Origin of the sequence: Polaromonas sp., assembly GCF_012927415.1 — a bacterium.
Classification (GTDB): domain Bacteria; phylum Pseudomonadota; class Gammaproteobacteria; order Burkholderiales; family Burkholderiaceae_C; genus Polaromonas.
In genome coordinates, this window is sequence record NZ_JABBPF010000021.1 from 15008 (window position 1) to 37060 (window position 22053).

22 protein-coding genes are annotated in these 22053 nt (G+C 58.6%); 7 read left to right on the forward strand and 15 right to left on the reverse strand.

What is annotated here, in order from left to right; genetic code table 11:
- Window positions 1-6 precede the first annotated feature (6 nt).
- From HHJ19_RS02045 to HHJ19_RS02055, 3 genes are all read left to right on the forward strand, one after another.
- Window positions 7-1230: a cupin domain-containing protein gene (locus HHJ19_RS02045; protein ID WP_296903639.1), complete on the forward strand. Its 1224-nt coding sequence runs from the start codon at window positions 7-9 to the stop codon at window positions 1228-1230.
- 55 nt (window positions 1231-1285) lie between these two features.
- Complete coding sequence (locus HHJ19_RS02050; protein WP_296903640.1) at window positions 1286-1798, forward strand: hypothetical protein; 513 nt, start codon at window positions 1286-1288, stop codon at window positions 1796-1798.
- Window positions 1799-2004: 206 nt separating this feature from the next.
- A complete protein-coding gene (locus HHJ19_RS02055) occupies window positions 2005-2292 on the forward strand; it encodes a hypothetical protein (protein ID WP_296903641.1) in 288 nt (95 codons plus the stop codon).
- Window positions 2293-2401: 109 nt separating this feature from the next.
- Here HHJ19_RS02055 and HHJ19_RS02060 read toward each other — a convergent pair whose 3' ends face one another.
- The 6 genes from HHJ19_RS02060 to HHJ19_RS02085 all read right to left on the reverse strand — a co-directional run bounded on the left by HHJ19_RS02060 (window position 2402) and on the right by HHJ19_RS02085 (window position 7815).
- Window positions 2402-3175: an MBL fold metallo-hydrolase gene (locus HHJ19_RS02060; protein ID WP_296903643.1), complete on the reverse strand. Its 774-nt coding sequence runs from the start codon at window positions 3173-3175 to the stop codon at window positions 2402-2404.
- Between the two features lie 40 nt (window positions 3176-3215).
- Window positions 3216-4250: an outer membrane protein assembly factor BamC gene (bamC, locus tag HHJ19_RS02065; RefSeq protein ID WP_296903698.1), complete on the reverse strand. Its 1035-nt coding sequence runs from the start codon at window positions 4248-4250 to the stop codon at window positions 3216-3218.
- Between the two features lie 136 nt (window positions 4251-4386).
- Entirely contained in the window at window positions 4387-5271 is an 885-nt protein-coding gene (gene dapA, locus HHJ19_RS02070) for a 4-hydroxy-tetrahydrodipicolinate synthase (protein WP_296903644.1), read from the reverse strand.
- Between the two features lie 91 nt (window positions 5272-5362).
- Complete coding sequence (locus tag HHJ19_RS02075) at window positions 5363-6001, reverse strand: bifunctional 2-polyprenyl-6-hydroxyphenol methylase/3-demethylubiquinol 3-O-methyltransferase UbiG (protein ID WP_296903646.1); 639 nt, start codon at window positions 5999-6001, stop codon at window positions 5363-5365.
- A gap of 269 nt (window positions 6002-6270) precedes the next feature.
- Window positions 6271-7512, reverse strand: coding sequence for an MFS transporter (locus HHJ19_RS02080; protein WP_296903648.1), 1242 nt, complete (start codon window positions 7510-7512; stop codon window positions 6271-6273).
- Window positions 7513-7569: 57 nt separating this feature from the next.
- On the reverse strand, window positions 7570-7815 hold the full coding sequence (locus HHJ19_RS02085) for a hypothetical protein (protein ID WP_296903650.1): 246 nt from the start codon (window positions 7813-7815) through the stop codon (window positions 7570-7572).
- Between the two features lie 261 nt (window positions 7816-8076).
- On the opposite strand from HHJ19_RS02085, the gene HHJ19_RS02090 reads away from it, so the two are divergent.
- From HHJ19_RS02090 to parC, 4 genes are all read left to right on the forward strand, one after another.
- Entirely contained in the window at window positions 8077-10056 is a 1980-nt protein-coding gene (locus HHJ19_RS02090; RefSeq protein ID WP_296903651.1) for a DNA topoisomerase IV subunit B, read from the forward strand.
- A 53-nt stretch (window positions 10057-10109) separates the two neighbouring features.
- Window positions 10110-10934: a lytic transglycosylase domain-containing protein gene (locus tag HHJ19_RS02095; RefSeq protein WP_296903653.1), complete on the forward strand. Its 825-nt coding sequence runs from the start codon at window positions 10110-10112 to the stop codon at window positions 10932-10934.
- A gap of 5 nt (window positions 10935-10939) precedes the next feature.
- Window positions 10940-12136, forward strand: coding sequence for a diguanylate cyclase (locus HHJ19_RS02100; protein WP_296903654.1), 1197 nt, complete (start codon window positions 10940-10942; stop codon window positions 12134-12136).
- Window positions 12137-12205: 69 nt separating this feature from the next.
- A complete protein-coding gene (gene parC / locus HHJ19_RS02105) occupies window positions 12206-14560 on the forward strand; it encodes a DNA topoisomerase IV subunit A (protein ID WP_296903656.1) in 2355 nt (784 codons plus the stop codon).
- Between the two features lie 335 nt (window positions 14561-14895).
- Here the strand turns inward: parC and HHJ19_RS02110 are convergent, their stop codons facing one another.
- The 9 genes from HHJ19_RS02110 to pcaF form a co-directional block, all read right to left on the reverse strand.
- On the reverse strand, window positions 14896-15105 hold the full coding sequence (locus tag HHJ19_RS02110) for a hypothetical protein (protein WP_296903658.1): 210 nt from the start codon (window positions 15103-15105) through the stop codon (window positions 14896-14898).
- 293 nt (window positions 15106-15398) lie between these two features.
- Window positions 15399-16502, reverse strand: coding sequence for a 2Fe-2S iron-sulfur cluster-binding protein (locus HHJ19_RS02115; RefSeq protein ID WP_296903660.1), 1104 nt, complete (start codon window positions 16500-16502; stop codon window positions 15399-15401).
- A gap of 19 nt (window positions 16503-16521) precedes the next feature.
- Complete coding sequence (gene paaD, locus HHJ19_RS02120; protein WP_296903700.1) at window positions 16522-17076, reverse strand: 1,2-phenylacetyl-CoA epoxidase subunit PaaD; 555 nt, start codon at window positions 17074-17076, stop codon at window positions 16522-16524.
- A gap of 14 nt (window positions 17077-17090) precedes the next feature.
- Window positions 17091-17876 carry a 1,2-phenylacetyl-CoA epoxidase subunit PaaC gene (gene paaC, locus HHJ19_RS02125; RefSeq protein ID WP_296903661.1) on the reverse strand — a complete coding sequence of 262 codons (786 nt, stop codon included), beginning with the start codon at window positions 17874-17876 and terminating at the stop codon, window positions 17091-17093.
- A complete protein-coding gene (gene paaB / locus HHJ19_RS02130; RefSeq protein WP_296903663.1) occupies window positions 17876-18172 on the reverse strand; it encodes a 1,2-phenylacetyl-CoA epoxidase subunit PaaB in 297 nt (98 codons plus the stop codon). Before paaB ends, paaC begins: the two co-directional genes overlap by 1 nt.
- Window positions 18169-19182, reverse strand: a complete 1014-nt coding sequence (gene paaA / locus HHJ19_RS02135) for a 1,2-phenylacetyl-CoA epoxidase subunit PaaA (protein ID WP_296903665.1) — start codon at window positions 19180-19182, stop codon at window positions 18169-18171. Before paaA ends, paaB begins: the two co-directional genes overlap by 4 nt.
- Before the next feature lie 58 nt (window positions 19183-19240).
- On the reverse strand, window positions 19241-19558 hold the full coding sequence (locus tag HHJ19_RS02140) for a hypothetical protein (protein WP_296903667.1): 318 nt from the start codon (window positions 19556-19558) through the stop codon (window positions 19241-19243).
- 111 nt (window positions 19559-19669) lie between these two features.
- Window positions 19670-20815 carry an ABC transporter substrate-binding protein gene (locus tag HHJ19_RS02145; protein ID WP_296903668.1) on the reverse strand — a complete coding sequence of 382 codons (1146 nt, stop codon included), beginning with the start codon at window positions 20813-20815 and terminating at the stop codon, window positions 19670-19672.
- Between the two features lie 25 nt (window positions 20816-20840).
- The gene (gene pcaF, locus HHJ19_RS02150; RefSeq protein WP_296903670.1) at window positions 20841-22046 is read right to left on the reverse strand and encodes a 3-oxoadipyl-CoA thiolase; all 1206 of its coding nucleotides are present in this window, start codon (window positions 22044-22046) and stop codon (window positions 20841-20843) included.
- Window positions 22047-22053 lie beyond the last annotated feature (7 nt).

Here is a 22053-nt window from a genome sequence, read left to right on the forward strand (position 1 = left end):
TGTCCCATGGATGTAAATCAGCCCCTAGCCCTTCTCGGCGGTCTCAGCCCCGCCCAATTCATGCGCCGTCACTGGCAAAAAAAGCCGCTTCTGGTTCGCCAGGCGATTCCGGGCTTTCAGCCCTTTCTCAATCGCGCCGGCCTGGTAAAGATGGCCGCTCTGGAGCAGGTTGAGTCTCGCCTGATTGTCCAGCAGGAAAAAAGCTGGAGCATGAAAAAGGGACCTTTTGCGCCCAAAAGCTTGCCGTCGCTTGGCAAGGAGGGCTGGACCCTGCTGGTGCAGGGTGTCGATTTGCATGAGCCTGCCGGTCATGCGCTGCTGCAGCAATTCCGCTTTGTGCCGGATGCACGGCTCGATGACCTGATGATTTCGTTTGCCACTACCGGCGGCGGCGTGGGGCCGCACTTTGACAGTTACGACGTGTTTTTGCTGCAGGCCAGTGGCCGTCGGCGATGGAAGATCGGCCTGCAAAAAGACTTTTCCTTGCAGCAGGGCGTGCCGCTAAAAATCCTGCAGAACTTTGAAGCTGATGAGGAGTTTGTGCTGGAAGCGGGCGACATGCTCTATCTGCCGCCGCGTTATGCGCATGACGGCATTGCCGAGGAGAGCGTCGGGCTGGACAGGAAAGCTGCTGATTGCATGACCTACTCAATTGGATTTCGCTGTCCTGAACAGACTGAGCTGGCTGCAGCGTTGTTGCATCGCCTGGCCGAATTTGGGGAAGATGCCGCTGAACCAGACAGCGAAAAAGAGGGTAGCGGGACTGCTGTTCCCAAGCGCATGTACCGCGACCCCGCCCAGTCCGCGACAGAAACGCCAGCGGCGATGCCTGATGGCTTGGCAGATTTCGCCGCGAAAGCGGTGCTCGAGGCGCTTAAGAAACCATTGGCGTTGGCCTGTGCGCTTGGTGAATGCATGACTGAGCCTAAACCTTCGGTCTGGTTTGATGAGGCAGAGCAGGCCTGGGATGGCGAGGCAGTTAAGGCCGGTCGGACGGAAATTGAGCTCGATTCGCGCACCCGCATGATGTATGACGGCGAGCACATTTTTATTAATGGCGAAAGCTATCGCGCCAAGGGAGCCGATGCGAGCCTGATGCGTCGGCTGGCCGACCAGCGCCGTCTTGCGGCGCGCGAGTTGCGCAAGGCGGGTGTATCCGCCATCATATTGCTGGGCGACTGGCATGACGCAGGCTGGCTGCGGCAAGTGCAGCCCCGGTCTTTAGTCTGAAGAGGGCAAAATTTGCGCCCTGAACCGTGTAAAGTCATTTCAAGGGGGAAATCGCATGACACCTGAAAATGCAGGCGCTGCGTCGGCTACCTTGCTGCAAGGGCGATTCAGCGGCCGCGGCGACTTTACGGCTAATGTTCGGCAGGCCTTTGCGGCTGCGGCATCACAGGGATGGCGCGAAATTATTGTGTGCGATGCCGACTTTGCGGACTGGCCTTTGGGTGAACGCGAGGTTGCCCAATCCTTGAATGAATGGTCCAGGACGGGCCGCAAATTGACGATGCTGGCTAGAAATTACGATGAATTGCGACGAAAGCACGCCCGCTTCGTGACTTGGCGCCAAACCTGGGCGCATATTGTCGAGTGCCGAACCATTGCTGCTACGCCAGCTGACAACATGCCCAGTGCATTCTGGAGTGCGGGCTGGCTACTTGAGCGGCTCGATTTGCAACGCTGTAGCGGCTTCGCCGGATCAGAACCTGGAAGGTGTGTTGCCTTGAGGGAGCGATTGAAAGAGCGGCTTATGAACAGTTCGCCTGCGTTTGCAGCAACTACTTTAGGGCTTTAATGTGGTTTTCTGGTCGCCGGTCGTTGCAGTGCTGCGTCGTTTGGACCACTAAGGGTTTTCAGGCTTGAATTATCCGGCATATAATTTAAAGCTGGGAAGAAAGAGCTCGAGTCCTTTCCCCGGTCAAAACATAACTTGAATTTTGGTTTGGGTTTCTTTTGGCAATTTCCGGAAATTGTTTTCTTAATTCATCAAGGATAGTAAAAATGAACAAGACCCTCGTTTTGGCAGCCATTGTTGCCGCTGTTGCACTGGCTGCTTGCGGTAAAAAAGAAGAAGTAGTTGTACCCGTACCCGCACCTGCACCTGCTGTTGTCGTGGTGCCCGCACCTGCGGCTCCTTCTGCTGATGCTGCCGCCGCTGCCGCTGCTGGCGCTGCTTCCGCCGCTGCCAGCTCTGCTGGTACCGCTGTGGACGCTGCCAAAGACGCAGCTTCTGCTGCTGGCGCTGCTGGTGCTGCTGCTGGCGCCGCCGCCGACGCTGCAAAGAAATAATTTTTCTGCATGCCGCAAAAAAGCCGCCCAAGGGCGGCTTTTTTCATGTTGAGGGGAGTGACACACCGGGCGTTTTTCCGCGACCGTGAATATTCGCCTCTCATGTAATTCAAATGTGCAGCCAAGGCGTTCCGTGACTTGCTCCTGCGACCACGATGTCCCTGCTGTTGCAGCCCAACGCGCTGGCCATTGCCTCCTGCGCTAATTCCGGCCGGTTGTTTTGCTGGCTTAAATGGGCCGCCACCACATGCTTGAGGCCGCTATGCGTCACGGCACAGGCGATCCCCGCTGCGGCAGCGTTTGACAGATGCCCGTAATCTCCACCCACGCGCCGCTTCAGAAATGGCGGGTAAGCCGATTGACTCAGCAAGGCGGTATCGTGGTTGCATTCAAGCAGCATCGCATCGCACCCCTGCAGATGAGCCATGACATGCCCTGTCGCATGCCCAAGATCAGTCAAAAGGACCAATTTTGCCGAACCATCGGTGCAGCTGAGCTGCAGAGGTTCCCTCGCGTCGTGCGGCACGGTAAATGGCGTGAGTTGCAAGCCGCCCATGTCTATCGTTGCGCCATCGCGAGCCGTGTGCAGCAAGCCATCAAAATCGGGTGAGCCAATTGCGGCATGCGTGCCGCGGCTCATCCAGACCGGAATCCGGTAGCGCAGTGACAGGGATCGGGCGCAACCGATGTGATCGCCGTGTTCGTGCGTGATGAATACTGCGTTAATGTCTTCCGGCTGCAAGCCGGCTTCGCCCAGCCGGCAAAACAGGTGTTTAAGGCCCAGCCCGCAATCAATAAGCACCCTTAGCGGCGCGATTCCCATGGCCTCAACCACCGTTGCGTTGCCACCACTGCCGCTGCCCAGGCTCCTGAATCTCAGCACCGGTAGACCAAACTAGCGCAGGCTGGAATACCTTGCACCGCTACTTCAGGTCGTCGGCAATCACCTGCACAATGCGCTGGGCATTGGCAGAGGATTCGGGCGCACCCTGGGCATTCATGACGGAAACAGTGGTGTTTTCGCCCTGACTCTTGACGGCGATACGGTACTTCAGTGGAGGCGTAGTGGCTGAAGCGCCACTGAACAGCTTGCTGAAGAATCCGGGTTCACTCTTGTTGGTGACGGGTTCGACGTAACGCACGAAGTAGGTGCCCTGGCTGCGGTCGCGATCCTCGACGGTAAAGCCGGTGCGGTCCAGCGCCAGACCAACCCGGCGCCACGCGCGATCAAAACCCTCATCCAGCTGTACCGTGGGCAGGTTGTTCACCATCGCCACGCGAGACGTTTGCCGGTTTACGCCAGCAGCAATCAGGGCTTTGGATTGTTCCTGCGTTACGCCGAGCCTGACCATCAGACGTCGCAGGAACTCTGCCTCCAGTTCCGGGTCGGTGGGGCGGGGTTGCCAGATGGTGCTGTCGCCGGTGCTGGCGCTGCCGGCTTTGACGCCGGTTACCACTTCCACCATGCCGCGATGGCTAATGTAAATTTCGGTGCCGCCGTCAGGCCTGCGCTCCAGACGCGTGCGAAATTTATCGCGCTCGCCGGTGGAGTACAGGCTTTCAAATAGCTTGCCGATGGTGCTGCGAATAAAATCCTGCGGCAATTTGGCGCGGTTCTCTGCGTAGTCGGTTTCCATGATGCCGAGGTTTTCCTGGTCTTGTGCCAGCAAAAAGCCATTTTCAAGCCAGAAATCACGCACGGGCGTCCAGAGCTTGTCGGCTGGTCGGTTGATGAGCCAGCGCTGGGTGCCTGCGCGCTCGATCTTCACGTCACCCACCGCATTGGCGGCGGTTGTCACGGCTTGGGTGGGCTGGCCGATCTGGTAACTGCTGGCAGTCACGGCCGTGCCGGGCACTACATAGCGCGTATCGCGGCTGAGCTGCGTCAGGTCCGGCGGAATATCCAGCGAAGGCCCTTTGTTGCCGCTAGATTTGTAATCGACCCGTTCGCCTTCCATGGTGTCCCTGATGGTGGAGCAGCCCGCAAGCAGGCTGATGGCGAGCAGTGCTCCCAGTGCCGCACTGCTGCGGTCCTTCAGGAATGCAGGGCGCTGGTGTATCGTCGGCAATATCTTCACGTGGATTCCTTAAAAATCAAATCAGTCCGCAGGCGCGCAGCGCGTTTTCAACGGCAGCTTGGTTGGCTGTTTCAAGCGGTGTCATGGGCAGCCGCAATGTCCCGCCACACAAACCCATCCGGGCCATCGCCCATTTGACGGGAATCGGGTTGGCTTCAACAAACAGGTTTCGGTGCAGCGGCAGCAGCCTGAACTGCAATTCCATCGCGCTTCGAGTGTCACCCGCCACGGCAGCCACGCACAATTGATGCATTAAACGCGGCGCGACGTTGGCCGTCACGCTGATGTTGCCCTGGCCGCCGCAAAGCATCAGCGCAACGGCGGTCGGATCATCGCCGGAATAAACGGCGAAGCCTTGGGGGACTTCCTTGATGAGCCACTGCGCGCGCTCTATATTGCCGGTTGCTTCCTTGATGCCCACAATGCCGGGCACCTCGGCCAAGCGCAGCACGGTGGCATGCGCCATATCGGCAACCGAACGGCCTGGGACGTTGTACAGGATGATCGGAAAATCGCCCACCGCCTCTGCAATCGCCTTGAAATGCAGATACTGGCCTTGCTGTGTCGGCTTGTTGTAGTAGGGCACGACCTGCAACTGGCAATCGGCACCCACCTGTTTGGCAAACCTTGCCAGCTCTATGGCCTCCGTAGTTGAATTGGCACCGCAACCGGCCATGATGGGCACCCGCTTGCCCGCCTGCTCGACCGAGACGCGGATGATTTCGCAGTGTTCTTCAACGTTGACGGTCGGCGATTCGCCGGTGGTGCCCACCACGCAAATGCAGTCAGTGCCCTCGGTGACATGCCAGTCAACGAGTTTGCGTAATGCGGGGTAATCCACGCTGCCGTCTTCATGCAAAGGCGTTGCCAGTGCAACGATGCTGCCAGTAATGGGTTTCATGTCTTGCTTGTAACGTGGGTGGCTGGAGTGATGGGCCGCGTCATCGGCCTCAAGACCAGCCCAAAAGTCAATTGTGCATTCTACCCAGAGCTTAAAGCAGTGAATAGCGAAGCGGCCTGCGGCGGGCTGGCTCAGGCGGTCCGGATGATGCCGCTGGGTCGGTGGCCATGTCGGCCGCTTCCCGGACGGCAGCAATACGCTGGACAAAGCGGGCTGCCTGTGCCGGCGTTGCAGCCTCAAAACCGTCTTCAAACGCCACCACCCGCAAGCCGCGGCACAGCGCCAGCAGTTCGCCCGGGCGCAGCAAGAAGTCAGGCCGGGAGGGCTTGCCGACCGTTTCGTTACCTTGGGCAAAGGTTTCGTAAATCAGCACGCCGCCCGGTGCCAGACTGTCCAGCAGTGTGGGAAGCAGCGGGCGCCAGAGGTAATTGGTCACGACGACCGCGGCAAACTGTCGACCGGCAAAAGGCCAGGGCCCGTTCTCGATATCGGCCACCACGGCCTCGCAGGCATGGGCTGGAATTGCTATGGATTCAATAGCTTCCAGTGACCGGTCTACCGCGACAAGCCGGTGATTTCTCGAATAAAACCAGCGGGCGTGCCGGCCGTGTCCACAAGCCACGTCCAGCACGACGCCCGAGTTGGCAACCAGGCCCGACCAGCGCTGAACCCAGGCAGAAGGCAGCTCCAGGCCGTGCGCGCCTTGTGTTTTCAGGGCCGGTGCTTTCATCACAAGCGCATGCCGAAAGCGGGCGCGGCCGGCGCCAAGGCGCGGCGAGGGTAGTTTGCAGTCTCTGCATTTACTATCATTTTCATAGCTACTGGTGCCGATACTTGTTGGACTTGATGCCGAAATGATCAAAAAACCAGACTTTGGCTTAAAAACATGCCCACACCTGGTTGGCCAGCGTGAACATGAAGTCAGGCCGGGTGTAGAGGAAAAAGACCGCCAGCGATGCCATGATGGCGGCAGCCCATAAAGCAATTTTGCGGGCCAATTCAGGCTTCCTGCGGCAGTTTACCGTGATGGCTGCGTGAAATGGGTGCTTCGCGCACCGGCAAATTCACCAGCGCCGCGAAGATTCCCAACGCTATGGCGATGTACCAGACGATGTCATAACTGCCTGTGCGGTCATACAAATAGCCGCCCAGCCAGACGCCCATGAAGGAGCCAATCTGGTGGCTGAAGAAAATAAAACCGCTCAACATTGACAAATGCTGGATGCCAAAGATTTGCGCCACCATGGCGTTGGTTGGCGGAATGGTTGACAGCCATAGTAGGCCCATGAGGCTGGCAAAAAGGTAGACGCTGGCCGGGCTCAGTGGCGCGGCCAGAAACACCGCAATGACGATGGTCCGCGACAAATAAATTGTCGCCAGAATTTTCTTCTTGGCGATTCGTTGGCCCAGTGCGCCTGCGGCATAGGTGCCAAAGACATTAAAAAGGCCAATCAGCGCCAGCGCGTAACTGGCCACCTGCGGCGACAGGCCCTTGTCCCTGAGGTAACTGGGCATGTGTACGCCAATGAAGACCACCTGAAAGCCGCAAACAAAATAACCGGCCATCAGCAACTGGAAGCTTGGGTATTTCAGCGCCTCGCGCAGCGCCTGGCCGATGCTTTGTTGGCGCCTGGCGGAGCTGATGCCTGCAAAACTGCCCTCGCGCAGGCCCAGCGCCATTGGCACTATCAACAAGACAGCGCCGCTCAGCACCAGCAAGGCGGTCTGCCAGCCCAGACTGCTGATCAGGAAACCTTCGGTGGGCACCATCAAAAACTGGCCGAAAGAGCCTGCAGCAGCCGCCACCCCCATTGCCCACGAGCGCTTCTCAGCCGGAATATTGCGGCCGATCACGCCGTAAATCACGGCATAGGTGGTGCCTGCCTGAGCTGCGCCGATCAATACCCCGGCAGTCAGCGTAAACAGCAGGCCGGTCGGCGAAAGCGCCATGCCGGCCAGGCCGAGCGCGTACAACACAGCGCCGCCCGCAATCACCCGGAAAGCGCCAAACCGGTCGGCCACCATGCCCGCGAAAATGCCAAAAATTCCCCACGAAAGGTTTTGTATAGCAATCGCAAAGGCAAAGGTTTCGCGCGTCCAGCCTTGCGCTTGGGTGATAGGTTGCAGCCACAGACCGAAACCGTGCCGAATGCCCATCGAGAGCGTGACAATGGCCGCGCCGAAGGCCAAAACCTGCAACATCGAAAGTTTTCGGGGGGAGAAAAGGATGCTTGTAACCATCGGGCGACCTTAACGAAAATGCCTGACGGCGCTGTTACTTTTGAAAAATCTGGTGGTTCAGGAGGCTGTTGCCTCAGGTTCGGTTTTCATGGCGCCCCGGATGTTCATGATGATCAAACCCACCTGAAGCACGACCAACGCCCACGACTGCGACTTAACGCCCCAAATGATCCAGAGCAAGTTGCTGATTAAAAAAACCCAGAATCCCCAGTTCCGCTTGCTGATTCCCCTGGAGGCCACCAGCCAGGACGCAATGAGCGTGACCGCCATCGCAGGCCACTGAAGCAAGTCCAAATAGTCCAATTGGTCCCCTCTGGTTGTGTTATTTCAACCTACCTATTGTGTCAAAAAAGCGTAATTCGTATTTGAATCCGCCATAAAACGGACAGACGTAAGGTAACTTCACTAACTTCACTAACTTCACTAACTTCCCAAGACGCCAAGGCCGAGTGAGCGCAGTCTTACCCCGATGCACAGTAGCGAAGTTTTCAGCTAGTTGGGCTGTATATTTGTACAGTAAGCCAAACAGCCCGGCTTACAATTGGCGTAATTATTTCAATTGCCATGGCCGACAAAAATTCCAGAGATGCCCCTGTTTATTCCGAAAGCTCGATCCGCGTGCTCAAGGGCCTGGAGCCCGTCAAGCAGCGCCCAGGCATGTACACGCGCACCGACAACCCGCTGCACATCATCCAGGAAGTGCTGGACAACTCGGCCGATGAAGCACTTGCCGGGCATGGAAAAAAACTCAAGGTCATCTTGCACACCGACGGTTCGGTGACGGTGGAAGACGACGGCCGCGGCATCCCGTTTGGCCTGCACCCGGAAGAAAAAGCGCCGGTGCTCGAGTTGGTGTTCACCCGGCTGCACGCGGGCGGCAAGTTTGATAAGGGTAAGGGCGGCGCCTACAGTTTTTCGGGCGGTTTGCATGGCGTGGGTGTTAGCGTGACAAATGCGCTGTCCAAACGGCTTGAAGTCAGCTCTTACCGTGACGGCAAGGTCGCCATTCTGGCTTTTTCCGGCGGGGACGTCATTGAGCCGTTGGTCTTGCGCAAAAGCGAAGGCGGCGACCGCAAATCCGGCACCACGGTGCGCGCCTGGCCCGACGCCAAATATTTCGAATCCCCGGCTTTGCCGATGGCCGAGCTGACGCATCTGCTGCGCAGCAAGGCAGTGCTGATGCCGGGAGTCACTGTCACGCTGACAAACGAGAAAACGAAGGACATACAAACCTGGGTTTTTAAGGGTGGCCTGCGTGACTACCTGATGCAGACACTGAGCGCTGACCTGGTGATTCCGATGTTTGAAAGCGAAGGCTTTGCCGATGCCTCGCACGAGGCCTTTGCTGAAGGCGAGGGCGCCAGCTGGTGCGTCGCCTTCACTGAAGACGGCCAGTCGGTGCGTGAAAGCTACGTCAACCTGATTCCGACCAGCGCTGGCGGCACGCATGAAAGCGGTCTGCGCGATGGCCTGTTCAATGCTGTCAAAAGCTTTATCGAGCTGCATTCGTTGCTGCCCAAGGGCGTCAAACTGTTGCCCGAAGACGTGTTCGCGAGAGCAAGCTATGTGCTGAGCGCAAAGGTGCTGGACCCGCAGTTCCAGGGCCAGATCAAGGAACGCCTGAATTCGCGCGATGCCGTTCGCCTGGTCTCAAGTTTTGTGCGTCCGTCGCTTGAGCTGTGGCTGAACCAGCATGTCGAATACGGCAAAAAGCTGGCCGAGCTCGCCATCAAGGCAGCGCAGACGCGCCAGAAGGCGGGCCAGAAAGTTGAAAAGCGCAGGGGCTCGGGCGTGGCCGTGCTGCCAGGCAAGCTGACCGATTGCGAAAGCAAGGATCTGGCGAACAACGAGGTGTTCCTGGTTGAGGGTGATTCGGCCGGCGGCAGCGCCAAGATGGGCCGCGACAAGGAAAGCCAGGCGATCCTGCCGCTGCGCGGCAAGGTGCTCAACACCTGGGAGGTCGACCGCGACCGCCTGTTTGCCAACACCGAGATTCACGACATCGCCGTTGCCATCGGGGTTGACCCGCACGGTCCCGACGACACGCCGGACCTGAGCGGCTTGCGCTACGGCAAGGTCTGTATCCTGAGCGACGCTGACGTGGACGGCTCGCACATCCAGGTGCTGCTGCTCACGCTGTTTTTCCGCCACTTCCCCAAACTGATAGCAACCGGCCATGTCTATGTGGCGCGGCCGCCACTGTACCGAGTCGATGCGCCGGCGCGCGGCAAAAAGCCGGCGTCCAAGGTCTATGCGCTGGATGAGGGCGAATTGAGCGCCATTCTGGATAAACTGCGCAAGGACGGCGTGCGCGAAGGCGCGTGGAGCATCAGCCGCTTCAAGGGCCTGGGCGAGATGAGCGCTGAACAACTGTGGGACACCACGCTTAACCCCGACACCCGCCGCCTTCTTCCCGTGCAACTGGGCAACCAGGATTTTCTGCAGACCGAGAGCCTGATTACCAAACTGATGGGCAAGGGCGAAGCGGCAGCCCGCCGCGAACTGATGGAGTTGCACGGCGACGCCGTGGAAATTGATATTTGATGAATTCTTGCGCGAATGTTTTGACGGTCCTAAATCTGCTATTCCGCTGGATTATGCGGACACGCCCAAGCGGTAGCCATACCGGCTGGTGCGCGCTGGGCTTGCCCTTGCTGGTTCTGGTTGCCTGGCAGCCGACGACCGCCCGCGCCGACATGTGGCGCTACGTGGATGCACAAGGTGTTTCCCATTTTTCCGGGGCGCAACTGGACAGGCGCTATCAGCTGTTATTCCGCGGGGCAGAGAATTTCACTGCGGGTGTCGGCAAGGCCGCAGTCGGCGGAGCCAGCCGGCCAAGCTTCGGGGCTGCTGCCTCGCCAAAGCAGCTCACCTATTTTGATGTGTCGCCCAATTACAAGGCCGTCAAGCATCTGCTGCGTGAAGCCTCGCAGACGCATGGCATTGATTACGAATTGCTGCAGGCGGTGATCGCCACCGAGTCTGGCTTCAACGCCCAGGCGGTTTCCCCGAAAGGCGCGGTCGGGCTGATGCAGCTGATTCCCCCAACGGCGGAGCGGTATGGAGTGAAGGCCGACAAGGATTCCCCGATCAAGAAAAAGCTCACGGATCCGCGCACCAATCTTCGCGCCGGCTCCAGCTACCTCAGTGACCTCATCAAGCTGTTTCCGGGCCAGCTCGAACTGGCCATCGCAGCCTATAACGCCGGAGAGGGCGCGGTGCAACGGGCGGGCAACAAGATACCGAACTACCCCGAAACCATAAACTACGTCAAAACCGTGATGCAGCTCTACACCCTGCTCAAGCCGCCGGCCGTGGGTGGCGTTGCTTCATCCGGCAGGATCCGCATGGAAATGATGGGCGGCAGTCCGGCCGCAGTGCTTTCCAGCGCTGCGCCAGAGGCCCAGACCGTGCGGGATTGACGGTCATGCACCTTGCGTTCAGTCCAGGCGTTTTTGCGCTCGGTATCGTGGCGGGCGTGCTGGGTCTGGTGCTGCTGCTCAGCCTGATTGTTGGCTATGCTTATGACGAGCAAACACTGCTGGGGCTGGCGGCGTATCTGTCCTTCATGGTGGTAGCCGCGCTGGTGGCTCAGCGCCTGCAGGTCAATGACGAACTCATCCAGCGCGGGTTGCTGGTGGTCGGTCCTGCATTGATTGCCGGGCTGCAGATGTGGCTGCTGAAAAACCGGCAGGCCACTGCGCAGGTCAAGCTTGGCCTGGCGGTCATGATGCTGGTCAGCTTGGGCTTGTTGGGCTTTTATGCATGGCTTGGTCCCGGGGAATATGCGCCAGCCGCAGCTTTCGCATGGGTTGCAGTGCTGCTCGTTTTTTCCGCGTATCTGGTGCGGCAGTCCCGGGATACCGCAGGTCCCTGGAAATGGTGGTTGGTGATCGGGCATGGAGGCGGGCTGGCGACAGCCCTATGTTTTCTGGCTGGCCTGGCACGGGCGAGCCAGGCCTACTGGCCAGTAGTGCTGATGCTTTTGTTGCAAGTGCCGCCGATTTACCTGTCGCTGGTGTGGCGCAGCCGCTTGCTCAATGAAAGCCGCTTGCGCAGCTTCTGGGCCAATGTCACCGACCCGCTGACCGGTTTGGCGACCACCAATGTGTTGGTGGAACGGCTGATGCGGGTGATGTCGCGTTCCCAGCAAGGCGCTGCCGGAAGCGCACTGTTCCTGATTGAAGTGAAGAACTGGCAGGGCCTGCTGAACCAGCTGGGTGCGGAATTCAATGAAAAAATGCTGCTGGAAGCGGCGCTGCGATTGAGACGCCCGATCGGGGACAACGATCTTGCCGTGCGCATTAGCGGCGGGCGATTTGCAGTGCTTGCACAAGGCCTGTCGGGGGCAGAGGAGATCAATGCGCTGGCGACCCGCCTGGTGGTGAGCGGTTTGCGGATCGACAGTCCACTGCTGTCCGGCGTGGAGTTTCATTTTCGTGTGATTGTCAGCGACCTTAAGGCAAGTCCGCCGCTGGCGCTGGCGGCGACGCAGGCCTGGCTGACGGCATTGACCGAGCATTTCAAACGCTGGCCCGGCAGTCACCGCTCGCGCAGCATACTGATAGTCGCCAATAGCGGAATGAAGCCGCCCGATGGACCGAAAATCGACTCTGAATATTAGTGCTTTGCCTGATGCCATCGGTGTGCAGAGCCATCGCACAACACCCTGTCCAACCTGAGCAAATTCACCATGGATCTTTTTACGCCGGACGCTCCAGCCCGGGACCCCGAACCCGCCGACCAGGATTGCCTTGCCGCCTACGCGCAGCGCGCCTACTTGGAGTATGCGCTGAGCGTTGTCAAAGGCAGGGCTCTGCCCGATGTCTGCGATGGCCAAAAACCGGTGCAGCGGCGCATTTTGTACAGCATGGCGCGCATGGGCCTGGGTTTTGGCGGGACCAACAACGCCACCGGTGCGCGACCGGTCAAAAGCGCGCGCGTGGTGGGCGATGTGCTGGGCCGCTTTCACCCGCACGGCGACCAGGCTGCGTATGACGCGCTGGTGCGCATGGCGCAGGACTTTTCGCAACGCTACCCGCTGATCGACGGGCAGGGCAATTTCGGCAGCCGTGACGGCGATGGCGCCGCTGCGATGCGTTACACCGAGGCGCGCCTGAGCCGCATCACCAGCTTGCTGATGGAAGAGATCGACGAAGGCACGGTCGACTTCATCCCCAACTACGACGGATCGACCGAAGAGCCGCGCCAGTTGCCGGCACGCCTGCCCTTCACGCTGCTCAACGGAGCGAGTGGTATTGCGGTCGGCCTGGCGACCGAAATCCCGAGCCACAACCTGCGTGAAGTGGCCAATGCATGCGTCGCCCTCATCAAAACCCCCAAGCTCGGCGACGAAGAGTTATATACGCTGATCGCGGGCCCCGACTACCCTGGTGGCGCGCAAATTATCTCCAACGACGCAGAGATTGCCGCGGCTTACCGCACCGGGCGCGGTTCGCTCAAGGTGCGCGCGCGCTGGAAGATCGAAGAACTGGCGCGCGGCCAGTGGCAACTGGTGGTGCAGGAGCTGCCGCCCGGCGTTAGCACGCAGCGGGTACTGGAAGAAATTGAGGAAATCACCAATCCCAAGATTAAGCTCGGCAAAAAGGCGCTCAGCCTGGACCAGGTGCAACTCAAACAGTTGATGCTGTCGGTGCTCGATGTGGTGCGCGACGAATCGAGCAAGGACGCGGCTGTGCGCCTTGTTTTTGAGCCTAAGACCAGCAAAATATCTCAAGCCGAACTCATCAATACTCTGCTGGCGCACACCAGTCTGGAGAGTTCGTCTTCCATCAACCTGACGATGGTCGGCCTGGATGGTCGGCCGACTCAGAAATCTCTGCGACAGATGCTGACCGAGTGGATCGCGTTTCGCCAGATCACGATTGAAAAGCGCTCGCAGCATCGGCTAGACAAGGTGCTGGCTCGCATCCATATTCTTGAAGGGCGGCAGCTAGTGCTGCTCAATATCGACGAAGTGATCGCCATCATTCGTCAGTCTGACGAACCAAAGTCGGCACTGATGGAACGTTTCAGCTTGAGCGACCGACAGGCCGAGGACATTCTTGAAATCCGCTTGCGCCAGCTCGCCCGACTGGAAGCCATCAAGATCGAGCAGGAGCTCAAATCCCTGCGCGAAGAGCAGGGCAGGCTCGAAGAAATCCTGGGCAGTCCTACGGCGCTGCGCCGCTTGATGGTCAGGGAAATAGAAGCAGACGCGAAAATGTTTTCTGATCCGCGTCGCACGTTGATACAGGCCGACAAAAAGGTGGTGCTGGACGTCAAGGTGCTTGACGAGCCCGTCACCGTCGTTGTCAGCAGCAACGGTTGGGTGCGTGCCCGCAGCGGCCATGGCCATGATTCGGCAAGTTTTGCCTTCAAGGCGGGAGATGCGCTTTACAGCACTTACGAGTGCCGCACCGTCGACACCTTGCTGGCCTTTGGCAGCAATGGCCGCGTTTACTCAGTAGCCGTGGCGATATTGCCCGGCGCGCGCGGCGACGGCCAGCCGGTTACGACGCTGATCGAGCTGGAATCGGGCACGCAATTGCGGCACTACTTTGCCGGGCCTGCCGTTGCGACGCTGCTGCTGTCCAGTTCGGGCGGCTACGGCTTCCTGGCCACGGTAGAGGGGTTGAGTTCACGCAACAAAAGTGGCAAGGCCTTTATCGTGCTGGGCGAAGGCGAAACGGTTTGCCGTCCGTCGCATGCCAAGGGTAGCACCGGCGCCCAGCCGCTATTGTCGGCGACGCATGTGGCATGTGCTTCCACCAGCGGACGCATCCTCACGTTTGACATCAACGAACTCAAGCAGATGGACAAAGGCGGACGGGGGCTGGTTTTGATTGACCTGGACACCAAAGATACGCTGGCCGGCGCGGCGGCGTACACCCGAAGCGTGAGTATTGAAGGCATAGGGCGGGGCAGCAAGTCGCGCGAGGAAACGCTGGAAATCCGCAGCTTGAACAATGCTCGGTCGGCGAGGGCACGCAAGGGCAAGGCGGCGGATCTGGGTTTCAAACCGACTGGAATTGTTCGGGTTGAGTGATGAGAGTTGCCGCCGGCACGGTAGAGTTAAATTTTTTCAGCTAAGTCGTTTCATACGGAACTGGCGTCGTGGAAAGACTAGATGCTTTTTTCCTTTCGGGTCAACTCGCGGCGACCAGTCGCATTTTTTACGGGTGAAGCTTGCTCAGAACTTTGAACCTACTTTGCGGAGCGGAACCCGTCGAGTCGCCGGTTTTTAGCGATTAGAGGGACATCTCGATGGGTTGCTGCCGGTTTCGTAGACACCTTGTTACGGTGTAAGGATGAAACCGCAAAGGGTTATGGAAAAGAGGCGGCAATTTCGCCGGGAATTCAAGCGAGAGGCTTTGGAGCTGGTCAGTAACCGAGGCGAGTCAGTGGCGCAAGCCGCACATGCTTTCCGGCAGCTGGCGCTAAGCGGTCGAGCGCCCCCGCCAGTCGGTGAGTGAGGCGGTTAACCAGCGCGTCGAAAGCCGCTAGCGCACGGATATGCTGGCCGCGCTGGTGATGGGTGACCGCAATGAAAATGAACGCGCCGACCGGGATGTGTTTTGGGCAACCCGCCATGGTCAATCTTATGGGCAGTTCTGGCTTGCGCAGCACCTTGTTTGCCTGGCTGGTTTCTGTTGGTAGCCGGCTTGTGGCGAAGCGTCAGCGACGCTGAAATTTCCGCGCGTGCCTTGCATCTCCTGCCCGCAGCGCCGGGGCCTTGGGGGGCTCATGCTGGCGGTTTTAAATTGATCGCAGCGGTCCATTTTTCACGTTTTTTTTCCATAACTGAACCAGAAGCCAGAAAAATAAAAAATCAATCTTTGTTGATGCCGATATTCTCTTTTGATGTCCAAAGCCTCAAAAGGCTTTTAGCGTTCGTCGTAACTCACCACCAGTCTTTCGCTGGTCGGACGGGCCTGGCAGGAAAGCACAAAGCCCTTTTCGGTTTCCCAAGGTTCTAGCCCGAAATTCTTGTCCATATACACACTCCCTTCCAGCACCTTGACACGGCAGGTGGAGCAGACTCCTCCCTTGCACGAAAAAGGCAGGTCCAGACCAGCAGCGAGAGCTACATCCAGCACATGCTGGTCAGAGTCCATATGCAATTCGTGAGGTTTGCCATCCACCACCACAGTCAGCGCAATCTTTCCAAGGACTGGAAGTTTGTGACTCGCCACGGCGGCCTGCCGGGCAGCCGGTGTGAGCTCTTCCAAAGTCGGCGAAGTGAAACGTTCAGAGTGCACACGGTCGGGGGGAACACCGGCGGCAAGCAATGCCGCTTCGGTAACTTCGATCATGACTTCGGGGCCGCATATGAAGACTTCGTCCATACTGCCCACAGGCAGTAGTGCGTCGATGATGGCGCGAATCTTGTCGCCGTCGATGCGGCCTTGCAGAAGATCGGCTTCCTGCGCCTGGCGCGAGAGGATATGGATCAGTGTGAGGCGATCAGGGTAGCGATCCTTCAGGTCCTGCAGCGACTCATTGAACATCACGCTAGCCATGCTGCGGTTGCCGTAAATAAGGGTGAACTTCGACTCTGGCTGCTCTTCCAGCGTACTCGCCATGATGGACAGAATCGGCGTGATGCCCGAACCCGCAGCAAAACCGACGCGATGCAAAGCTCGTGGGCGTTTGGACACGAAGCGGCCGTCTGGCGGCATGGCGGCAAGTGTGTATCCTGCTTTGAGCTCATTGACTGCCCAGTTGGAAAATACGCCACCCTCCATCGGACGGATGCCAACCATTAATTCATGGTGGGTCGCCAAATGGCTGCGGGTGCTGCATATAGAGTAGCTGCGCCGTAGATCGGCGCCGTCGATGGTCGCTCGCAGGGTCAAATACTGGCCTGGCTGGAAAAAAAAAGTTTCGCTCAGATTTTGCGGAATGGTGAGCGTGATGGCGACAGACCCCGCGGCGTCGGGGCTGATGCGTGCGACCTTAAGGTCGTGGAAATGGGGGATTTTTGACATGGTGCGGACGCAGGAGCGCTCAATAAGGTTTGAAGTAATCAAACGGTTCCATGCAATTCAGGCAGCGGTACAGCGCTTTGCAAGCCGTGGAACCAAAATGCGAGGTTTCTGTGGTGTTGACTGACCGGCATTGGGGGCAAATTACCGCCGGCTTTACATAGTCAGCTATTTTTTTAGTAGCAAATTGCACCACGTTGATGCCCTTGCTAGCGCAGCTACTGGCCTGCGGTGGGGCAATGCCGTAGCTCTGCAGCTTCACCCTGGCCTCGGGCGTCATCCAGTCGGTGGACCACGCGGGAGCCAGTTGGGTGACCACGCGGGCTGCAACACCGGCTTGCGCCAAAGCCGCGATAACGTCGTCTTCCATCTGACTCATGGCCGGGCAGCCACTGTAGGTGGGGGTGATCACCACCTCCAGTCCCTCCGGGCTTTCCCTCACACTCCGCAAGATGCCCATTTCGCGCAGCGACACTACCGGGATTTCCGGGTCGGTCACTGACTCCAGCAGCGCCCACACTGCGTGGTGCGGCTCAAACGGTTGCTTTTCAGCGATGGGTCCCTCGGGTAATGGCATTGCATTCATGGGGTTTACCAAACAGCTTGGGGATGAGCGCGGGCCAGACTTTGCATTTCGGCCAGCACGAAACCCAAGTGCTCAGAATGCAGGCACTGCTTGCCAGTGGAGACATGGCCATCCGTGCTGGAGCGCCTGAGCGTGGCCCGGGCCAGCGTGTCGTTGACAACTTCGTTCCAGGCCGCTTGCAGGCTGGTCGTCGCTATGCCCACACCAGCATCAACTGCTGAAGTTTCCATGGCGCACGACGTCCAGAACTCCTGCGTGTAAGGCATTAAATGGTCCAAGGCCGCTTGAGCCCGGGCCTGCGATTCGTCCGTGCCATCGCCCAAACGCAGTAGCCAGTCGCGCGAGTGGCGCAGGTGGTATTGCGTTTCCTTGAGCGACTTGGCGGCAATAGCGGCCAGTTGGGCATCTTTGGACACCTTGAGCGCCTCCCACGTCAGCACCATCAGCGCGCTGTAGAGGAAGTTGCGCGCGATGGTCACCGCATAGTCGCGGTCTCCCGCTGCGGTGGGTGCCAGCGCTGTGCTGTGGGGCAACTCCAGCAGGGTGTAGTTACGGAAATCCGGCACGCCGCGGAAGTAGGCCAGTGTGTCTTCAGTGGTGCGACCATCGTTGTGCAGGGCGGCGACATGCTGGTAAATTAGCCGCGCCTGGCCAATCAGGTCCAGGCTGTTGTTGGCCAGCGCCAGATCTTCTTCAAGAATCGGCCCATGACCACACCATTCGGCATTGCGCTGCCCGAGGATCAGTGCGTTGTCGGCCAGATGCAGCAGGTAGTCGGTGTGCGCCGACATTACATGTGCCCCACTTCGTCAGGGATTTTGTAGAAGGTGGGGTGACGGTAGATCTTGTCGGCCGCTGGCTCGAACATCGATTCCTTGTCGTCTGGCGCGCTGGCCGTGATGCTGGCCGAAGGCAGCACCCAGATGCTCACGCCTTCCTGGCGGCGGGTGTACACATCGCGCGCCATCTGCAGCGCCTGCTTGGCATCGGCGGCATGCAGGCTACCGCAATGCTTGTGCTCCAGACCTTGTTTGCTGCGGACAAAAACTTCCCAGAGGGGCCATTCTTTCAACGCGGGTGTGCTCATGCTGCTTCCTTAATGGCCTGTGTTTGCCGTTTGCGGGAATAGGCCAGCGCGGCATCGCGCACCCACTGGCCATCGTTGTGTGCCTTGACGCGTGTCGCCAGGCGCTCCTTATTGCAGGGTCCGTTGCCGTTCACGGTAGACCAGAATTCGTCCCAGTCAATTTGCCCGTAGTCGTGGTGCTGGCGCTCTTCGTTCCACTTCAGATCAGGATCGGGCAGGGTCACGCCGAGAACCTTGGCTTGTGGCACGGTGGCATCGACAAATTTTTGACGCAGGTCGTCATTGGAGATGCGCTTGATGCCCCAGCGCATGGCCTGGGCGCTATGTGGGCTGTCGGCATCTGGCGGCCCAAACATGGCCAGGCATTTCCACCACCAGCGGTTGACGGCATCCTGCACCATGGCTTTTTGCTCGACGGTTCCCTTCATCATCACCAGCAGGGCTTCATAACCCTGACGCTGGTGGAAGGATTCTTCCTTGCACACGCGGATCATGGCGCGCGCATAAGGGCCATAACTGCAGCGGCACAGTGGAATCTGATTCATGATGGCCGCGCCATCCACCAGCCAGCCCACCACGCCCAGATCGGCCCAGTTGAGCGTCGGGTAGTTGAAGATGGAGCTGTATTTGGCTTTGCCACTGTGCAAGCCTTCCAGCATCTGGTCGCGGCTGGTGCCCAGTGTTTCGGCAGCGCTGTACAGGTACAACCCGTGCCCGCCCTCGTCTTGCACTTTGGCAATCAGAATGGTCTTGCGCTTGAGACTGGGGGCTCGGCTGATCCAGTTGCCTTCCGGCAACATGCCCACTATTTCGCTGTGTGCATGCTGGCTGATCTGCCGCACCAGGGTTTTGCGATAGGCCTCGGGCATCCAGTCCTGTGGCTCGATCTTGCCATCGGCGTCGATCTTGTTGTCAAACCGGGCTTGCGATTCTGCAGATTCTGTCGAAGGGGCCAGTGGAACCGACCTCAGGCCGGGAGTGTCCGGCACATTGAATGATTGGGTATACATATTGGCTATCTCCTGTGTAGTGACAAAAAAACTCTGCATCAACCTTCGCTGCTCTGTCTTATCCCCATTCAAGAAGCCATGCCGGCCTGCGTTTCTCAACGACCGCAAAAATTCCATCCTGGGCTTCATCCGTTGCCCGCTGCCGGGCAGCGCGTTGTGCCGTTCCGCAAATACCAACATCGTCGATGCGCCGTCCGTTGACGGCCGTAATCAGATCCTTCGCCGCTTTCCGGGCCTGCGGTGCCCCTGCAATCAGTGCCTCAGCCAAGGTCGCGACGTTTGCATCCAACGCATCGTCGGGTGTCACTTCGTTGGCCATACCCAGATCAACAATCAGTTGCTTGTTGAAGGCGTTAAAAACCGACAGACGATTCATCCAGATCGTGGCTATCCGGCCGCTGCGGTCAATTTCGAAAGTTTGATACATACGAATGTTTGTTTCAACCTCAATCGCAGGCCGTAAGCGACCGTTTTTTAGCTCTCGCCATTAGTGGGAAATTGTCCAGTCACCACCCTTGACTTCCAGCATGCGGAAGGAGGAAAGGTCCAGGCCCAGATGGTCGGTTGCCGACATAGTCACGTTCCCACTCGAACCCACATAACCTTTAGTGGCTTCGATGGCGTCACGCACTTTGGCTTTGTCCGTCCCCCCCGCCCGTTTGATCGCATCGACGGCAATCATCAGGCCATCGTACGCATAGCCACCGAAGGTTGACACATCCTGCTTGTAACGCTCCTTGTAAGCCTTGTCATAGGCTGTCACAACCGGTTTTTGAGGATCGTTGGCGGCCAATTTTTCCGGGATCAATTGAGCGGGGGAAGGCAGACGCACGCCTTCGGCTGCCGGGCCGGCCAGTTTCAAGAAGTCGCTAGAAGCTACGCCGTGCGACTGGTAAAGCGGTAACGTGATGCCGAGCTGCTTGTAGTTCTTGGTAACGATGGCCGGACCCTGCCCCAAGCCGAACACGAAGACCGCCTGCACACCCGCCGTGTTCTTGATTTTGGTCAGCTGCGGGCTCGCGTCGGTATCTTTCGGGCCATAGGTTTCATTTGCAACCAGGGCGACGCCGTACTTGGCTGCCACACCCTCGGTTTCCTTCTTGCCAGACTGGCCGAAACCACTGGTTTCAGAGAGTAGCGCGACCTTGCTGATGCCTCGCTTCTTCATGTCATCAAACACCTTTTCGGCCGCCATGCGGTCGGTGTGCGGCGTCTTGAAAACCCACTTTTTCACTGGCTCAATAATGACGACAGCGCCGGCCAAGGAGATGAAGGGAATGTGGGCCTTTTCAACCAGCGGCACCATGGACATGGTGGCGCCCGTAGTAGTCCCGCCCACCAGAATATCCACCTTGTCATCATCGATCAGGCGTTTCGCAAAGCCGTTTGCCTTGTTGGCGTCGCTGCCATCATCGTAGTGAACCAATTGCAGTTGACGGCCAAGCACGCCGCCTTTTTTGTTCAATTCTTCAATGTAAAGTTGCAGCGTCTTCAGTTCAGGGTCACCAAGGAAGGCAGCTGGACCCGTGACGGACAGTACGGATCCAATCTTGATGGGCTCTGCGGCATAAGCACTCAAGGCGCCGAAGGCCAGAGTGGCACCGATGACCAGCGTTTTCAGTTTAAATTTCATGGTTTTGTCTCCGTTGTAATAAGTCTTAAATTCGCTCAATGATCAGGGCGATGCCCTGCCCAACACCGATACACATCGTGCAAAGCGCATAACGTCCGCCACGCCGAGCCAACTCGTAACTCGCAGTCGTCACCAGCCGGGCGCCGCTCATGCCGAGCGGATGTCCCATGGCAATCGCACCACCATTCGGATTCACCCGTGCCTCATCGTCAGCCAGGCCGAGGTCGCGCAAAACAGCCAGGCCCTGCGCCGCAAAGGCTTCATTCAGTTCGATGACGTTCATCTGATGGAGCGTCAGGCCGGCCTTCGCCAATACCTTGCGCACGGCAGGGGCTGGACCGAAGCCCATGACGCGTGGCGCCACGCCAGCCGTTGCCATCGCAACGACTCGGGCACGCGGCGTAAGTCCATGATGACGGGCAGCGGTCTCGGAGGCAATCAGAAGTGCGCAGGCACCGTCATTGACTCCTGAAGCGTTGCCTGCGGTCACGGAAAGCGCCGGGCCATTCACACCTTTTAGCTTGCTTAGCATTTCCAGCGTGGTTTCCGGGCGCGGATGCTCGTCGGTATCGACCACCATCGACTCTCCCTTCTTGTGCTGTATCACCACCGGCACAATTTCGGGGGTGAAGCGACCCGCCGCATGAGCTGCTGCCCAGCGTTGTTGCGAGCGCAGCGCGAAAGCATCCTGATCGGCGCGAGAAATATTGAATTCAGCAGCCACGTTATCCGCCGTTTGCGGCATCGAATCAGTGTCGTAAAGCTTTTTCATCAATGGATTGGTGAAACGCCAGCCGATGGTCGTGTCAAAGATGGCAGCGTTGCGCGAGTAAGCGCTTTCTGCCTTGCCCATGACGAAGGGCGCGCGTGACATGCTTTCGACGCCACCTGCGATCATCAATTCGGTGTCGCCGGCCTTAATTGAACGAGCGGCCAAACCGATGGCGTCCATGCCAGAGCCGCACAGGCGGTTGATCGTGGTACCCGGCACTTCGACGGGCAGACCCGCAAGCAGGCCGGACATGCGGGCGACGTTGCGGTTATCTTCGCCGGACTGATTGGCACAGCCGTAAATGATGTCTTCCACGGCGGTCCAGTCAACCTGCGGGTTACGCTCAATTAACGCCCTGAGCGGGATGGCGCCGAGGTCGTCAGTACGCACACCGGCAAGCGCGCCAGCGTAACGACCGATGGGGGTGCGAATGGCATCGCAAATAAAAGCTTCGGTCATTTCATTT

What these genes read in the sequence shown, in the direction of transcription:
- HHJ19_RS02090 (WP_296903651.1), top strand. Translation starts at nt 8,077, where the DNA reads ATGGCCGACAAAAATTCCAGAGATGCCCCTGTTTATTCCGAAAGCTCG.
- HHJ19_RS02075 (WP_296903646.1), bottom strand. Translation starts at nt 6,001, where the DNA reads ATGAAAGCACCGGCCCTGAAAACACAAGGCGCGCACGGCCTGGAGCTG.
- pcaF (WP_296903670.1), bottom strand. Translation starts at nt 22,046, where the DNA reads ATGACCGAAGCTTTTATTTGCGATGCCATTCGCACCCCCATCGGTCGT.
- HHJ19_RS02110 (WP_296903658.1), bottom strand. Translation starts at nt 15,105, where the DNA reads ATGGCGGGTTGCCCAAAACACATCCCGGTCGGCGCGTTCATTTTCATT.
- HHJ19_RS02050 (WP_296903640.1), top strand. Translation starts at nt 1,286, where the DNA reads ATGACACCTGAAAATGCAGGCGCTGCGTCGGCTACCTTGCTGCAAGGG.
- paaA (WP_296903665.1), bottom strand. Translation starts at nt 19,182, where the DNA reads ATGTATACCCAATCATTCAATGTGCCGGACACTCCCGGCCTGAGGTCG.
- paaC (WP_296903661.1), bottom strand. Translation starts at nt 17,876, where the DNA reads ATGTCGGCGCACACCGACTACCTGCTGCATCTGGCCGACAACGCACTG.
- HHJ19_RS02080 (WP_296903648.1), bottom strand. Translation starts at nt 7,512, where the DNA reads ATGGTTACAAGCATCCTTTTCTCCCCCCGAAAACTTTCGATGTTGCAG.
- bamC (WP_296903698.1), bottom strand. Translation starts at nt 4,250, where the DNA reads ATGGAAGGCGAACGGGTCGATTACAAATCTAGCGGCAACAAAGGGCCT.
- HHJ19_RS02045 (WP_296903639.1), top strand. Translation starts at nt 7, where the DNA reads ATGGATGTAAATCAGCCCCTAGCCCTTCTCGGCGGTCTCAGCCCCGCC.
- HHJ19_RS02100 (WP_296903654.1), top strand. Translation starts at nt 10,940, where the DNA reads ATGCACCTTGCGTTCAGTCCAGGCGTTTTTGCGCTCGGTATCGTGGCG.
- HHJ19_RS02055 (WP_296903641.1), top strand. Translation starts at nt 2,005, where the DNA reads ATGAACAAGACCCTCGTTTTGGCAGCCATTGTTGCCGCTGTTGCACTG.
- paaD (WP_296903700.1), bottom strand. Translation starts at nt 17,076, where the DNA reads ATGCCATTACCCGAGGGACCCATCGCTGAAAAGCAACCGTTTGAGCCG.
- HHJ19_RS02115 (WP_296903660.1), bottom strand. Translation starts at nt 16,502, where the DNA reads ATGTCAAAAATCCCCCATTTCCACGACCTTAAGGTCGCACGCATCAGC.
- parC (WP_296903656.1), top strand. Translation starts at nt 12,206, where the DNA reads ATGGATCTTTTTACGCCGGACGCTCCAGCCCGGGACCCCGAACCCGCC.
- paaB (WP_296903663.1), bottom strand. Translation starts at nt 18,172, where the DNA reads ATGAGCACACCCGCGTTGAAAGAATGGCCCCTCTGGGAAGTTTTTGTC.
- HHJ19_RS02145 (WP_296903668.1), bottom strand. Translation starts at nt 20,815, where the DNA reads ATGAAATTTAAACTGAAAACGCTGGTCATCGGTGCCACTCTGGCCTTC.
- HHJ19_RS02095 (WP_296903653.1), top strand. Translation starts at nt 10,110, where the DNA reads ATGCGGACACGCCCAAGCGGTAGCCATACCGGCTGGTGCGCGCTGGGC.
- HHJ19_RS02140 (WP_296903667.1), bottom strand. Translation starts at nt 19,558, where the DNA reads ATGAATCGTCTGTCGGTTTTTAACGCCTTCAACAAGCAACTGATTGTT.
- dapA (WP_296903644.1), bottom strand. Translation starts at nt 5,271, where the DNA reads ATGAAACCCATTACTGGCAGCATCGTTGCACTGGCAACGCCTTTGCAT.